The sequence below is a fragment of the Pseudomonas tritici genome, assembly GCF_014268275.3.
GTDB classification, from domain to species: Bacteria; Pseudomonadota; Gammaproteobacteria; order Pseudomonadales; family Pseudomonadaceae; genus Aquipseudomonas; species Aquipseudomonas tritici.
The window spans coordinates 5581455-5596992 of sequence record NZ_CP077084.1; the positions used below are offsets into that span (position 1 = coordinate 5581455).

At 59.4% G+C, this 15538-nt stretch carries 12 protein-coding genes; 7 read left to right on the top strand and 5 right to left on the bottom strand.

From position 1 onward, the window contains the following. The first annotated feature begins 197 nt into the window (after nt 1-197). Both HU722_RS25555 and HU722_RS25560 read left to right on the top strand, forming a co-directional pair. Nucleotides 198-554 carry a hypothetical protein gene (locus HU722_RS25555; RefSeq protein ID WP_065875333.1) on the top strand — a complete coding sequence of 119 codons (357 nt, stop codon included), beginning with the start codon at nt 198-200 and terminating at the stop codon, nt 552-554. 70 nt (nt 555-624) lie between these two features. Continuing rightward, nucleotides 625-1122 carry a GreA/GreB family elongation factor gene (locus HU722_RS25560; protein WP_065875334.1) on the top strand — a complete coding sequence of 166 codons (498 nt, stop codon included), beginning with the start codon at nt 625-627 and terminating at the stop codon, nt 1120-1122. On the opposite strand, the gene gdhA is transcribed toward HU722_RS25560, so the two are convergent. Together gdhA and ettA are read right to left on the bottom strand one after the other, a co-directional pair. Then, entirely contained in the window at nt 1119-2456 is a 1338-nt protein-coding gene (gene gdhA / locus HU722_RS25565) for an NADP-specific glutamate dehydrogenase (RefSeq protein WP_065875335.1), read from the bottom strand. The two genes, HU722_RS25560 and gdhA, sit on opposite strands and share 4 nt — an antisense overlap. A 346-nt stretch (nt 2457-2802) precedes the next feature. Beyond that, on the bottom strand, nt 2803-4467 hold the full coding sequence (gene ettA / locus HU722_RS25570) for an energy-dependent translational throttle protein EttA (protein ID WP_049711458.1): 1665 nt from the start codon (nt 4465-4467) through the stop codon (nt 2803-2805). Nucleotides 4468-4627: 160 nt separating this feature from the next. On the opposite strand from ettA, the gene HU722_RS25575 reads away from it, so the two are divergent. From HU722_RS25575 to glyA, 3 genes are all read left to right on the top strand, one after another. Next, nucleotides 4628-5233, top strand: coding sequence for a LysE family translocator (locus HU722_RS25575; protein WP_065875336.1), 606 nt, complete (start codon nt 4628-4630; stop codon nt 5231-5233). A gap of 121 nt (nt 5234-5354) precedes the next feature. Next, nucleotides 5355-9206, top strand: a complete 3852-nt coding sequence (locus HU722_RS25580; RefSeq protein WP_065891138.1) for a bifunctional diguanylate cyclase/phosphodiesterase — start codon at nt 5355-5357, stop codon at nt 9204-9206. 214 nt (nt 9207-9420) lie between these two features. Then, a complete protein-coding gene (glyA, locus tag HU722_RS25585; RefSeq protein WP_049711455.1) occupies nt 9421-10674 on the top strand; it encodes a serine hydroxymethyltransferase in 1254 nt (417 codons plus the stop codon). A 123-nt stretch (nt 10675-10797) separates the two neighbouring features. Here glyA and yjiA read toward each other — a convergent pair whose 3' ends face one another. From yjiA to HU722_RS25600, 3 genes are all read right to left on the bottom strand, one after another. Further along, nucleotides 10798-11757 (bottom strand): GTPase, encoded by a 960-nt coding sequence (yjiA, locus tag HU722_RS25590; protein ID WP_065891139.1) that lies wholly within the window; start codon nt 11755-11757, stop codon nt 10798-10800. Nucleotides 11758-11937: 180 nt separating this feature from the next. Further along, nucleotides 11938-12135, bottom strand: a complete 198-nt coding sequence (locus tag HU722_RS25595) for a YbdD/YjiX family protein (protein ID WP_003176208.1) — start codon at nt 12133-12135, stop codon at nt 11938-11940. 15 nt (nt 12136-12150) lie between these two features. Further along, the gene (locus HU722_RS25600) at nt 12151-14217 is read right to left on the bottom strand and encodes a carbon starvation CstA family protein (RefSeq protein ID WP_057024512.1); all 2067 of its coding nucleotides are present in this window, start codon (nt 14215-14217) and stop codon (nt 12151-12153) included. Nucleotides 14218-14391: 174 nt separating this feature from the next. Here HU722_RS25600 and HU722_RS25605 point away from each other — a divergent pair, with 174 nt between their 5' ends. Together HU722_RS25605 and HU722_RS25610 are read left to right on the top strand one after the other, a co-directional pair. Further along, nucleotides 14392-14760 (top strand): PilZ domain-containing protein, encoded by a 369-nt coding sequence (locus HU722_RS25605; protein WP_065875339.1) that lies wholly within the window; start codon nt 14392-14394, stop codon nt 14758-14760. A gap of 9 nt (nt 14761-14769) precedes the next feature. Continuing rightward, the gene (locus tag HU722_RS25610; protein WP_064053086.1) at nt 14770-15516 is read left to right on the top strand and encodes a sulfite exporter TauE/SafE family protein; all 747 of its coding nucleotides are present in this window, start codon (nt 14770-14772) and stop codon (nt 15514-15516) included. The last annotated feature ends 22 nt before the right edge of the window (nt 15517-15538 follow it).

Consider the following 15538-nt stretch of genomic DNA (forward strand, 5'->3'; position numbering starts at 1 on the left):
GGTGTATCAGTCACTGGAAACTTGGCTGAGCCACCGCTTTCGCGAGCAAGCCCGCTCCCACATTTGGTGTTGTGTTTAGCCAAACACCATCGTGCGGTCCGCACTTACAACACCTTTCTCACTCTCCCTTCACACCTCCCTGACAAATCCCGTTCTAGACTCTCCCTAACAGCCGTGAAACGGCCAGGGAGTACGCCATGTGGCGGTCTGCGTTATTGCTGTGTGCAGTGGTGTGGCTGGCGGGTTGCCAAACGACCCATCAGGATTTGCTGGCCAAGGGTTATCCACCGGCCTTTGCCGACGGTTTTGACGATGGCTGCAGCAGTGGTCGCCAGGCTGCCGGGGTGATCACCGGGGAGTTTCGCAAAAATGTGCCGCGTTATCTGAAGGATCGGCAATACGCCGAAGGCTGGGAGGATGGCTTTCGACAGTGCAAGGCCATGCGTGAAAACGAAGAGTTGCGCGACTACAGGGACAACCACTGGGATGACCGAGAGCGGGCCTGGCAGCACGAGAAAGACCGCGACGCCGCCAGGGCCTATCGCTCGCAATAGGTCGCTTTCAGACATCCATCGAAACTAATGCGCGGCGAACATGGCCCAAACTCCATAGAGGGAGAACACCATGAGCCGAGCTTTTGTAAACGAGGACAATGCTGCCGCCCAGGCTGATCAGCCGGTGGAGCGTCAGGTCAGTGAGCAGCCCAACCGTCTGACTGCGCAGGGTTTGGCGCAATTGCAGGCCAAGGTTGCGCAGTTGCAGCAGGAACACAGCGCTGAATCCGCCAAGGGCGAGCGCGCTGACAAACAACGCCAGGCCGACCTTGAACGGGATTTGCGTTACTTCAATCAACGGGTGCAGAGCGCCCAAGTGGTCGCACCGGCCACTTCCAGCGATAAGGTGCAGATCGGCAGTTGGGTGACGTTCGCCAATGAGCAGGACGAGCAGCAGCGCATTCAGTTGGTCGGTGAAGATCAGGCGGACGCCAACGCGGGCTTGATCAACTGGGGTTCGCCCCTGGGCCGCGCATTGCTGGGCGCCCAGGTGGGTGACGAGGTGCTGTGGCTGCGCCCCGTCGGCGATCAGTTGATCGAAGTGCTGCTGATTGAGCCCGAGGCTTAGACGATGCCTTGAGCCAGCATCGCGTCGGCGACTTTGACGAAACCCGCGATATTCGCGCCTTTCACGTAGTTGACCCGACCGTTTTCTTCGCCGTAATGCACGCAGGCATGGTGGATCGACTGCATGATGGCGTGCAGCTTGCTGTCCACTTCGCCCGCCGTCCACAGCAGGCGCATGGCGTTCTGCGACATTTCCAGGCCACTGACCGCGACACCGCCGGCGTTGGAGGCTTTGCCCGGTGCGAACAGAACGCCCGCCTCGATAAAGATATCCACAGCCTCCAGCGTGGTCGGCATATTGGCGCCTTCGGCCACGCAGAGGCAGCCGTTGCGCAGCAGGGTGCGCGCAGCATCGGCATTGAGTTCGTTCTGAGTGGCGCAGGGCAGCGCGATGTCGCAGGCCAATTCCCACGGGGTTTGACCCTTGCGAAACTCCAGGCCAAAACGCTCGGCCAGTTCGCTGATGCGGCCGCGTTGCACGTTTTTCAGCTCAAGCAAGGCCGACCATTGCTCCTCGGTCAAACCGCTTTCGGCGTACAGGGTGCCTTCGGAATCGGACAGGGAAATCACCTTGCCGCCCAGGTCCATCACCTTGCGCGCCGCGTATTGCGCCACGTTGCCGGAACCGGACACCGCCACACGCTTGCCCTCGACACGCTGGTTATTGCGCTTGAGCATTTCTTCGGCGAAGTACACGCAACCGAAGCCGGTGGCTTCCGGGCGAATCAGGCTGCCGCCGTAGGTCATGCCCTTGCCGGTCAACACCGAAGTGAATTGGTTGCTCAGGCGCTTGTACTGACCAAACAGGAAGCCGATTTCACGGGCGCCCACGCCGATATCGCCGGCCGGCACGTCCACGTCTGCGCCGATATGGCGGTACAGCTCGCTCATGAAGGATTGGCAGAAGCGCATGACCTCAGCATCGCTCTTGCCCTTGGGATCAAAGTCCGAGCCGCCCTTGCCGCCGCCCATAGGCAGCGAGGTCAGCGAGTTCTTGAAGGTCTGCTCGAAGGCGAGGAATTTCAGCACACCCAGGTTCACCGACGGGTGGAAGCGCAGGCCGCCTTTATAAGGGCCAATGGCGCTGTTCATCTGGATACGGAAACCGCGATTGACCTGGACCTTGCCATGATCATCCACCCATGACACCCGGAAGGTAATCGCGCGTTCCGGCTCGCAGATGCGCTCCAGGATGCCCGATGCCAGGTAGTGAGGGTTGGCTTCAAGAAACGGCCACAGGCTGCGTAGGACTTCTTCTACTGCCTGGTGGAATTCGGGCTGGTCTGGGTCGCGTTTCTTGAGGCGAGCGAGGAAGGATTCGACGGATTCGATCATGAAAAGTCTCGGCAGATTTTTAGTTGTTAACAGAGATTGAGCCGGACTTTATCAATTCGTTTCGCACTGCGACAGGGCAAAATGTCGCCTTTATGAATTTAAATGGTGCATTTGATATAAATAACTACATTATTTCGCCCCCAAATGGGGATTTCAGCTCAAACCATGCACCAATAGGTAGTCGGGCATCGCAGACAAGCCAGCTCCCACATTGACCGAGTACATCCGCATCAGCGCGGTCAAGTGTGGGAGCAGGCTTGCCTGCGATGAGATCACCTCGGTCACCCTGAAAAGCACGCAAAAAAAACGGAGCCCTAAGGCTCCGCTTTTTTCATACCAACCCGAATCAGGCCAGTTTCTTGTGGCGCACACGGTGCGGCTGGGCAGCAGCATCGCCCAAACGCTTCTTACGGTCCGCTTCGTACTCGGTGTAGTTACCTTCGAAGAACACCGCCTGGGAGTCATCTTCGTACGCCAGGATGTGAGTCGCGACGCGGTCAAGGAACCACCGATCGTGAGAGATCACAATGGCGGCGCCAGGGAAGTCCAACAGCGCTTCTTCCAGGGAACGCAAGGTTTCAACGTCGAGGTCGTTGGACGGTTCGTCGAGCAACAGCACGTTGCCGCCCTCTTTCAGGGTCAGGGCCAAGTGCAAGCGACCGCGCTCACCGCCGGACAGGTCCTTGACGAACTTCTGCTGATCGCCGCCCTTAAAGTTGAAACGGCCCACGTAGGTACGCGACGGGATCTCATAGTTGCCGATACGGATCTGGTCGGAACCGTCGGAAATCTGCTGGAACACCGTCTTGCTGCCGTCGAGGTCTTCGCGGCTCTGGTCCACGCAGGCCAGCTGCACGGTTTCACCGACTTCGATAGTGCCCGAATCCGGCGTTTCCTTGCCCATCAGCATGCGGAACAGCGTGGACTTACCCGCACCGTTACCACCAATAACACCGACGATCGCGCCTTTTGGCATGGAGAACGACAGGTTGTCAATCAGCACACGGTCGCCATAGCCTTTGGATACGTTCTTGAACTCGATGACCTTGTCACCCAGGCGCGGGCCGGCCGGGATGTAGATCTCGTTGGTTTCGCTGCGCTTCTGGAATTCCTGCGATTGCATTTCTTCGAAGCGTTGCAGACGCGCCTTGGATTTGGACTGACGCGCCTTGGCGCCTTTACGCACCCACTCCAGTTCTTCCTTCATGGCTTTTTCATGGGCCGATTGCTGCTTGGATTCGGCAGCCAGACGGTCGGACTTGGCTTCCAGCCAACCGGAGTAGTTGCCCTCGTAAGGGATACCGGCGCCACGGTCGAGCTCGAGGATCCAGCCGGCCACGTTGTCCAGGAAGTACCGGTCGTGCGTGATCGCAACCACGGTGCCCGGGAAATCATGAAGGAAATGCTCCAGCCAGGCGACGGAATCGGCGTCCAAGTGGTTGGTCGGTTCGTCGAGCAGCAGCATGTCAGGGGCCGACAGCAGCAGGCGGCACAGGGCCACACGGCGCTTTTCACCACCGGACAGGAATTCGACCTTGGCGTCCCATGCCGGCAGACGCAACGCGTCGGCGGCAACTTCCAGCTGACGCTCCAGGTTGTGACCGTCGCTGGCCTGCAGGATGGCTTCGAGCTTGGCTTGTTCGGCCGCCAGTTTGTCGAAGTCGGCGTCTTCTTCAGCGTACGCGGCGTAAACCTCGTCGAGGCGCGCCTGGGCGTTTTTGATCACGCTGACGGCTTCTTCAACCACTTCGCGAACGGTCTTGGTCGGGTCCAGGATCGGCTCTTGCGGCAGGTAGCCGATGTTCAGATCGGGCATCGGGCGGGCTTCGCCTTCGAACTCGGTGTCGACGCCGGCCATGATTTTCAACAGCGTGGACTTACCCGAACCGTTGAGGCCGAGCACGCCGATCTTGGCGCCAGGGAAAAAGGACAGCGAAATATTTTTCAGGATTTCCCGCTTCGGAGGGACAACTTTCCCCAGCCGATGCATGGTGAAGACGTATTGAGCCAAAATGTGGACCTCATGAAAAAGTGAGAACAGGCCTACGTAGCGTCATGGCGCTGTACATAGCATTGCGAATCCTCAAGGTTAACCTAAGTGGCCGAGCGTATCGAAATCTATCTGTTAGATTAGCCGCCCAACCCCTCAGAGGTTCCAGGAGACCCCCTTCATGCTTGGCGTCATTTCTGCACTCGGCTTGCTGCTATTAATGCCGGGCCCCACCAACACACTGCTATTGCGCTCGGGAATACTCACGGGGTTCAGGCGCGCCTGGCCGCTGAGCCTGCTGGAGTGCCTGGCGTACCTGACGCAGATATCCTTCTGGGGCTACCTGCTCAGCCATATAGGCGACAGCGTGCCTTGGGGGCTGAAGCTCGTGCAGTTCGCTTCGGTCTGTTACCTGATCAGGACTTCCTACCTGCTGTGGTGCCACCCCGACGAAACACTCAAGTCTGCACCTGAAGCACGCGTATCCAGGCTGCATTTCTTTCTGCTGACGCTGATCAACCCCAAGGGTTTGCTGATCGTTTCGTTCATCGTCCCCGTGCAGACGTTTATCGACCTGACGTTATATGTGCAGTTCGTCGCACAGTTCACAGCCGTGGTGGTACCGGTGGGGTGCGCATGGGTACTGTTCGGCGCCCGCATCAGACATGGCGGATACGCCTGGCTGACGCCGCACGCCATCAACCGCACGGCCTCTGTGGTTATCGGCGTCTTCACGCTCGCCATCCTGACCCGCCTGGCCGACAGCCTGATCCACACAGGTGCCTGACTTGAGTCCTGCCAGGCGGGGCTGGCACTTTGCCACAAGTCAGGGCATGCTAGCCGCCCTCCGGGCGTCCGGCTTATAGTGCACGTCGCGCGCCAGTCCAGCCAAACCGCAGGATCACAGCTTGTCCAAAGTCACGCCGCCTACTCCCCTGCGCGCCGCTCATATAGCGCCGGGAGCGCCCCTGCACGGCACCCTCAAAGGCGCATTGGCGACGCTCGTCCTCATGCTGCTCGCCTTATTGTTCTGGCAACTGCTTGACCAGTTGCAGCAAAACCAGAAGAACCAGCAGCAATACACCATCGACTACAGTGCCGACCTGGCCGAACAGATCAGCCTGAACATGGCCCTGAGCGCAAAAATCGCTCTTAACCTACTCCCGATGGTCGAGCCACCGCGCGACAGCGAACAGCAACAGGCCTTGATGCGCACCTTGCAGCGCTCGCTGCCGGAGCTGCGCAGCGTCGCCCTGCTCGCCCCCAGCGGCGCGATGATCAGTGACAGCGCCACCGACAGCCAGGACGGCGCCTGGCTTGAAGAGCTGGTGCAGCGCAGCCACTCCCAGTCCTATTACCTGAGCAACAGCAACGACGGCACCCTCATCTATCTGCTATTGCACCAGCCCAGCGGCGGTTCAAGGATGTACTGGGCATTGCGCCTGGCGCCCAACTACCTGGCCAACCTCACCCCCCAGGACGGCCAGGGCCAACGCCCGATGTGGGTCATCGAGAATCGCGTCAACCACCGCGTCATCAGCCGTGACAGCGGCATGCCGGCCCAGTGGGCCAGCGCCCTCACACCGGACGAACTGAATAAAAGCGTACTGGTCACGCCCCTGAGCAAGAGCGACTGGCAATTGCGTGGGCTGTTCGACCGCACCGCCGTGTTGGAGCAACTGTTGCCGGCGTTTATCGGCAAATGCCTGTTGGGCCTGGCGTTCTCGCTGATCCCGGTGATCGTGCTGTTGAACATGCGTCGCCGCCAGCGCCAAGTGCATGAAGGCCGGCGGCGCTACCAGGACATTTTCGAAGGCACCGGCGTGGCCCTGTGCGTGCTTGACTTGTCGGGCCTGAACGGTTTCTTCGACAAGACCCGATTGCAGACCCGTGAGCAATTGCACGACTGGCTGCAGGCCAACCCCGACGAGCGCCAGCGACTGCTCAAGGAGTTGCGCATCACCGAGGTCAACCAGGTGGCGGTGCGCCTGTTGAACGTGGGCTCCTGCGAGGAGGCTTGGGGACGCCTGATCGATGACTGCCCGCGCAATGCCACGTCCATCGGTTACCAGATACTTGATGCTGTCCTGACCCAACAGAGCCAGTTGGAGCTGGAAATCCAGCTCAAGGACGTGGCCGGCAACGAGCAATACCTGTGGCTGGTGATGCGCCTGCCCGAGCAACAAGACGACTTCAAGGCAGTGATCCTCAGTATCAGCGATATCACCAGCCGCAAGCTGATCGAGCTGTCGCTGGTCGAACGGGAAAGCTTCTGGTCAGACGTGGTCCGCACCGTGCCCGACCACCTGTATGTGCAGGATGTGATCAGCCAGCGCATGATTTTCAGCAACCACCATTTGGGCCACACTCTCGGCTACAACAAGGCCGAACTGCAGCAAATGGGCGAGTACTTCTGGGAAATCCTGCTGCACCCCGAGGACGCCGAGCATTACCATGATTTGCGCCAGCAGCAGCGCAATGTCGGCTACACCACGCAGTTGCACTGCCAACTGCGCTTCCGTCATCGCGATAACCAGTGGCGCCGTTTTGATATCCGTGAACAAGCCCTAGCCCGCGAAGAGACCGCGCAGATCAGCCGGATCATCGGCGTGGCCAAGGACATCACCGACCAGATCGAAGCCAGTGAATCCCTGCGCGACAGCGAACAGCGCTACCGCATGCTGGCCGAAAGCATCAGCGACGTGATCTGCTCCACCGACAGCCAATTGGCCCTCAACTATGTCAGCCCGTCGGTCAATGCCGTGCTGGGCTATGACGTGGATTGGGTGTTCAAGAACGGCTGGCAGTCGATCATTGCCAACCCGCAGCAACTGACCGGCATTTATAGCCTGATGGAGCAGGTCAGCCGCGCGCTGGGCGATCCCGAGGCGTTGAACAAGCTGCGTGATGACATTCAAACCCAGTTGTTCCTGTTCGATTGCCTGCGCGCCGACGGTCGCAAAGTGCCGATTGAGTTGCGCCTGGTGCTGGTGTGGGACGAACACGGCGCCTTTGAAGGCATCCTTGGTGTGGGTCGCGACATCAGCCAGCAGCGCCGCGCCGAGAAAGACCTGCGCATGGCGGCCACGGTATTCGAGCACTCCACGTCGGCGATCCTGATCACCGACCCGGCGGGGTATATCGTGCAGGCCAACGAGGCGTTCAGCCGGGTCAGCGGCTATGCGGTCAGCGATGTGCTCGATCAATTGCCCAACATGCTCACCGTCGACGAACAGCAGGAAGCCCACTTGCGCTACGTGCTCAAGCAACTGCATCAGCACAGCACCTGGGAAGGCGAAGTGTGGCTCAAGCGCCGCAATGGCGAGCATTACCCGGCGTGGGTCGGCATCACTGCCGTGTTTGACGATGAGGGCGACCTAGCCAGCTACGTGTGCTTTTTCAGTGATATCAGCGAGCGCAAGGCCAGCGAACAGCGCATCCACCGCCTGGCCTACTATGACGCCCTGACCCACCTGCCCAACCGCACGCTGTTCCAGGATCGCCTGCACACCGCGTTGCAGTCGGCCGAACGGCAGAAGTCGTGGGTGGTGCTGATGTTCCTCGACCTCGACCGCTTCAAACCGATCAACGACTCCCTGGGTCACGCCGCCGGCGACCGCATGCTTAAGGAAATGGCTACGCGCCTGCTGGGTTGCGTGGCCGAAGACGACACCGTGGCGCGCATGGGTGGCGACGAGTTCACGTTGCTCCTGCAGCCACGGGTCAACCGTGAAATGGCGCTGAACCGCGCGATCCATGTGGCCGAGCAGATCCTCGCCAGCCTGGTAAAACCCTTTGTATTGGAAGGCCGAGAATTCTTTGTGACCGCCAGTATCGGCATCGCCCTCAGCCCGCAGGACGGTAACGAGCTGAGCCAGTTGATGAAAAACGCCGACACCGCGATGTATCACGCCAAGGAGCGCGGCAAGAACAATTTCCAGTTCTACCAGTCGGACATGAACGCCAGCGCCCTGGAGCGCCTGGAGCTGGAAAGCGATTTGCGCCACGCCCTGGAACAGGACGAATTCGTGCTCTATTACCAGCCGCAGTTCAGCGGCGACGGCAAGCGCCTGACGGGCGCCGAGGCCCTGCTGCGCTGGCGCCACCCGCGTCGCGGGCTGGTGCCGCCGGGGGACTTCATCCCGGTGCTGGAAGAGTTGGGCCTGGTGGTGGACGTCGGCGACTGGGTGATCAGCGAAGCCTGTCGCCAACTCAAGACCTGGCACCAGAACAAGGTGCGCGTGCCGAAAGTCTCGGTGAATATCTCCGCGCGGCAGTTCTCCGACGGCCAGTTGGGCACGCGCATTGCCACTATCCTCAAGGACACTGGCTTGCCGCCGGCGTGCCTGGAGCTGGAGCTGACCGAAAGTATCCTGATGCGCGAAGTCAACGAGGCCATGCATATTCTCGACAGCCTGAAAAACCTGGGCCTGAGCATTGCGGTGGACGACTTCGGCACGGGTTATTCGTCACTCAACTACCTCAAGCAATTCCCTATCGACGTGCTGAAGATCGACCGCACCTTTGTCGACGGCCTGCCGTCAGGCGAGCAGGATGCACAGATCGCCCGGGCCATTATCGCCATGGCCCACAGCCTGAACCTGGCAGTGATCGCTGAAGGCGTGGAAACCCATGAGCAACTGGACTTCCTGCGTGAGCATGGCTGCGATGAAGTGCAGGGCTACCTGTTTGGGCGGCCGATGCCGGCGCATCGGTTTGAGGCGCAGTTCAGTAACGACGCCCTCTTCATGTTCGACTGAGTTTGTGTGGTTGGGGCTGATGGCCTCATCGCAGGCAAGCCAGTTCACACATCAAAATGTGGGAGTCGGGCTTGCCCGCAATAGGGCCGGCACTGGCACCGCTTATCCCTAAGTGAATCCCGCTTGTCCGCGACATGATGTCCTTTCATATGCCATCTAAAACCCATTGGGTTAGAATGCCCTCCTTTTCTGCCCCCGATCCTTGAGGACCGCCATGTTCAGCCGTGATTTGACTATTGCCAAGTACGACGCCGATCTCTTTGCCGCCATGGAGCAAGAAGCCGTGCGCCAGGAAGAGCACATTGAGCTGATCGCTTCGGAAAACTACACCAGCCCTGCGGTGATGGAGGCTCAAGGTTCGGTTCTGACCAACAAGTACGCCGAAGGCTACCCAGGCAAGCGCTACTACGGTGGTTGCGAGTACGTTGACGTGGTTGAGCAGTTGGCCATCGACCGTGCAAAAGAACTGTTCGGCGCCGATTACGCCAACGTCCAGCCGCACGCCGGTTCCCAAGCCAACAGCGCCGTGTACCTGGCCCTGCTGCAAGGTGGCGACACCATCCTGGGCATGAGCCTGGCCCACGGCGGTCACCTGACCCACGGCGCCAGCGTTTCGTCCTCCGGCAAGCTGTACAACGCCGTTCAATACGGTATCGATGCCAACGGCCTGATCGACTACGACGAAGTCGAGCGCCTGGCGGTCGAGCACAAGCCAAAAATGATCGTGGCAGGTTTCTCTGCCTACTCGCAGATCCTGGATTTCCCGCGCTTCCGCGAAATCGCTGACAAAGTGGGCGCGTACCTGTTCGTTGACATGGCTCACGTAGCCGGTCTGGTCGCCGCGGGCGTCTACCCGAACCCAGTGCCTTACGCTGATGTGGTCACCACCACGACCCACAAGACCCTGCGCGGTCCACGTGGCGGCCTGATCCTGGCGCGCGCAAACGCCGAGATCGAGAAGAAGCTGAACTCTGCGGTGTTCCCAGGCGCCCAAGGTGGCCCGCTGGAGCACGTGATCGCCGCCAAGGCAATCTGCTTCAAGGAAGCGCTGCAGCCTGAGTTCAAGACCTATCAACAACAAGTCGTGAAGAACGCCAAGGCCATGGCTGAAGTGTTTATCGCGCGCGGCTTTGACGTGGTGTCCGGCGGCACTGAAAACCACCTGTTCCTGCTGTCGCTGATCAAGCAGGACATTTCCGGTAAAGATGCTGACGCTGCCCTCGGCAAAGCCTTCATCACCGTGAACAAGAACTCCGTACCGAACGACCCACGTTCGCCGTTCGTCACCTCCGGCCTGCGCTTCGGCACTCCGGCGGTGACCACTCGCGGCTTCAAGGAAGCAGAGTGCAAGGAACTGGCTGGCTGGATCTGCGACATCCTGGCTGACCTGAACAACGAAGCCGTGATCGACGCGGTACGTGAGAAGGTCAAGGCCATCTGCAAAAAGCTGCCGGTGTACGGCGCTTGATAGCAGTTGCTTGAATAAGAAGCCCGGCTGAAGAGCCGGGCTTTTTTATGCCAATTCAAATGTGAAATACGGTCAATTGTGGGAGCTGGCTTGCCTGCTCCCACAGTTGGGCTGCGTTTCAAGTCAGGGTTGGTAGACCTTGGCAAAACCGTCGCGAATCTTCTGTTCCGGCAACTCATCGGCAATAAACACAATCACACTCTCCCGTGCCTCGCCTTCGGCCCACTCGGTATCCCAGTCGAAACCGTAGAGCTTCAACACGCCCTGGAACACCATGCGTCGATCTTCCCCGGCAATGTTCAGCACGCCCTTGTAGCGCAGCAATTGCTTGCCGTGGTCTTCCAACAGTTCGTTCATGAACTCACTGAGGCGGTCGATATCCAGCGGCTGGTCAGTGCGCAGCACCAGGCTGGAAATGCGGTCGATGGACGGCGCGGCGCTCACCGGGCGCAGGCTCATGCCAGCATTGAGGTTGAAGCCACGCACGTCGAACAGTTCAGCCAAGTCGATATTGCCATGGTCCACCACGCGGATCGGCGCACGGCGATTGATGCGGGTGAGGCGTTCGCTGAGCGCGTCGAAGGTGGCGTCATCCACCAGGTCGCGCTTGCTGACCAGCAGGCGGTCGGCAAAACCGATCTGGGCCTGGGCGATGGTCTGGGTCAGGTGGTGCTCGGCGTGGGCGGCGTCCACCAGGGTGATGATGCCGTCGAGGATGTAGCGCTCGCGCAGTTCCTCGTCGATGAAAAACGTCTGGGCCACCGGCGCCGGATCGGCCAGGCCGGTCGTCTCGATCACCAGGCGATCAAACGCGATCTCGCCGCTGTCCAGACGTTCGAGCAGCAAGTAGAGGGCTTTGGTCAGGTCGGTGTGGATGGTGCAGCACACGCAGCCATTGGACAGGGTCATGACTTGCACCGGTTCTGCGCCCAAGAGCTGGGTGTCGATACCGGCATCGCTGAATTCGTTTTCAATCACGGCGATTTTCAAACCGTGCTCGGCCTTGAGCAGGTGGCGCAGCAGGGTGGTCTTGCCGGCGCCGAGGAAGCCGCTGAGGATGGTGACGGGGATGGGAGAGGACAAAGAAAATTCTCCTGAAGGAACACAAAAACAAATGTGGGAGCGGGCTTATGTGGGAGCTGGCTTGCCTGCGATGCAAACACCTCGGTGTATCAGTTACACCGCAGTGATGCTATCGCAGGCAAGCCAGCTCCCACACAAACCGGCTCCCACAGGGGATCACCGCCAGCCCGAATTATCGGGTCAGCAGCACTTAGGCCCACCCTTGCCACCGTAACGGGCTTCCTGGCGCTCCCGAAAGAACGCCTTGTAGTCCATCATCGGTTTGTCCGGGTGCTTGGTTTGCATATGCTCGACGTACGTGTCGTAGTCGGGCATGCCGACCATCAGGCGCGCGGCCTGACCGAGGTATTTACCGAGGCGACTGATGTCATTGAACATGGCTGCAATCCTCTATTACGCGTCCGGTACAGCCTGGAACGGGGCTTCTTTATCCGTACGTTCTTTGTTGCCCCAGGCGGCGACGCCGACTTTGAGCGCATAGAACAGGATGCTGAACACCACGAACAGGAACAGCGCCGTCAGCGTTGCGTTGGTGTAGGCGTTCCAGATCACGTGCTGCATCTGGTCGATGTTCTTGGCCGGAGCCAGGATCTGGCCGTTGGCCAGGGCATCGCTGTACTTCTTGGCCAGCGACAGGAAGCCGATCGCAGGGTTCGCGTCGAACAGCTTGATGAAGCCCGCCGTGGTGGTGCAGATCAGCAGCCAGACGGCTGGCAGCATGGTCACCCAGATGTAGCGTTGGCGTTTCATTTTGATCAGCACAACGGTTGCCAGCATCAGCGCGATACCCGCCAGCATCTGGTTAGAGATACCGAACAGCGGCCACAAGGTGTTGATGCCGCCCAATGGATCGATCACGCCTTGGTACAGCAGGTAACCCCACATGGCCACGCAACCAGCGGTCGCGATCAGGTTGGCCGTCCAGGACTCGGTGCGTTTCAGCGCCGGCACGAAGGAACCCAACAGGTCTTGCAGCATGAAGCGACCGGCACGGGTACCGGCGTCCACCGCCGTCAGGATGAACAGCGCTTCGAACAGGATCGCAAAGTGGTACCAGAACGCCATGGTGTTTTCACCCGGCAGCACACTGTGCAGGATCTGCGCGATCCCCACCGCTAGCGTCGGTGCACCACCGGCACGCGCCAGGATGGTGGTTTCACCGATGTCATGGGCGACGGCAGACAGCGCCTCAGGCGTGATCGCAAAGCCCCAGCTGCTGACGGTCTGCGCCACGGTGACCACGTCCGTGCCGACAATCGCGGCCGGGCTGTTCATGGCGAAGTACACGCCAGGTTCGATCACCGACGCGGCAACCATGGCCATGATGGCCACGAACGACTCCATCAGCATGCCGCCGTAACCGATGTAGCGGGCATGGCTTTCACTGGCCAACAGTTTGGGCGTAGTGCCCGACGAGATCAGTGCGTGGAAACCCGATACCGCGCCGCAGGCAATGGTAATGAACAGGAATGGGAACAGACCGCCCTTCCATACCGGACCGGTGCCATCGATGAACTGGGTCAACGCCGGCATTTTCAGGTCGGGCATGGTCACCAGGATGCCAATTGCCAAGGCAATGATGGTGCCGATTTTCAAGAAGGTCGACAGGTAGTCGCGTGGCGCGAGGATCAGCCACACCGGCAGTACCGCCGCGACGAAGCCGTAGCCGATCAGCATCCAGGTGATCTGTATACCGGTGAAGGTGAAGGCCTTGGCCCAGACCGGGTCAGCGGCAATCTGCCCGCCCAGCCAGATCGAGCCCAGCAGCAACAGCACGCCGATGATCGAAATTTCACCAATGCGGCCCGGGCGGATGTAGCGCATGTAGATGCCCATGAACATCGCGATCGGGATGGTCGCCATCACCGTGAAGATGCCCCACGGGCTCTCGGCCAGGGCCTTGACCACGATCAGCGCCAGCACCGCAAGGATGATGATCATGATCAGGAAGCAGCCGAACAGCGCGATGGTCCCAGGGATGCGGCCCATCTCTTCGCGGACCATGTCCCCCAGGGAGCGGCCGTTGCGACGAGTGGACAGGAACAGGATCATGAAGTCCTGCACGGCACCGGCCAGCACCACGCCGGCAATCAGCCAGAGCGTGCCAGGCAGGTAGCCCATTTGCGCCGCCAGTACCGGGCCGACCAACGGGCCTGCACCGGCAATCGCCGCAAAGTGGTGACCGAAAAGGATGTGTTTGTTGGTCGGCACATAGTCCAGACCATCATTATTGACCACTGCGGGGGTGGCCCGCCGTGGATCGAGTTGCATCACGTTATTAGCGATGAACAGGCTGTAGTAACGGTACGCAACCAGATAGATGGCCACCGCAGCGACCACAATCCACAAGGCGTTGATCGCCTCGCCGCGGCGCAAGGCCACTACGCCCAGGGCGCACGCTCCTACAATTGCCAGCACCAGCCAGGGTAGATGGCGTAGCAGGCTATTATTATTTTTCATTTTTATATTCCAGCCAGGGTGGACAGAAAGGACAGCCATCCGGAGTTTAGCGCTACTGGCCTTAAAGGCCACCCCCCTACGTTGGTCTAGAGCCTTCTAAGGGTAAAAAAAGCAGAAATAACGGCCCGATGATGGCGCAGGGCTACAATCCTTCTAACCACAGAGGGTTTCACCATGACCGAGCAGCCGTCTGACCGCCGTCGTTTTCGCCGGATCGCCTTTGATGCCAAGACCGAACTTCGGCAAAACGGGCGCGAATGGCCAGTGCAATTAGTAGATTTGTCGCTAAAGGGCCTGTTGGTGCAACGGCCCGAAGACTGGAAGGGCAATAAGGCGCTGCCGTTCGATGTCGACATACGCCTGGATCCCAAGGCGCATATAAAAATGCAAGTGCGACTGACCCATGAGGATCATGGGCAACTGGGCTTTGTGTGCAAAGACATCGATCTGGAGTCGATCAGCCACTTGCGGCGGCTGATCGAGTTGAATCTGGGCGACCAGGAAGAGTTGGAGCGAGAGCTGGGTGCTTTGCTGGAGGTATGAACCGCCATTATGGTTGAGCATGAATGGCTGACAGGCGCTGGATTGGTGCTGCTGGGTGTTATAACGGGTTTTATCGGAACCAATACGGGAGGCAGCGTATTTCTAACCGTTCCAGTGATGATCTGGCTTGGGATACCCCCTCAGTCTTCGATAGCAACCGCTCGCCTGGCTTCGGTAGGCACTATGTTCGCCGGCTTGAGGCACTTTCATAACAGTGGAAAAGTGGATTACAGGCTAGCGGCCCCCGCGGCGGCACTGGGGTTGGCCGGCGCCTTGATCGGTGCAAGCCTGCTCGTGCAAATAGACCCCGCGCTGCTGCATAAAATCATTGGCGGCCTGACGCTACTATTGGTGGCACTTTCACTCATCAGGAAGCCTCATTCACCGAAGGCCACCCCCTCATCGCTCAGACGCTTTTGCGGCTATGTACTGTTTGTTCCCGTGGGCATGATTGGCGGTTTATTTGGCGGACAAGCCAAGTTATCAACTTATTTGTATATTATTTTTTTTAAAAAAACGATCAGTGAATCAATTGGTACTCGGAAAGTCGGAGGTCTCATCCTCTCAGTTGGCTCGTTAATAATATTCGGTATCAGCGGCATCATTAATTGGCAGTACGGATGTTGCCTGATCATAGGCACGCTGGTGGGCGCCAATGCGGGCGCCAAGTTTGCTCTACAGAAAGGCGATAAGTGGATGGAGAGCGCTTTCAATGTCGTCGTCGTTGCCTTGGCGTTGAAAATGCTCTTCTGGTAGCGGTTCTCTCACGGGAAAAACG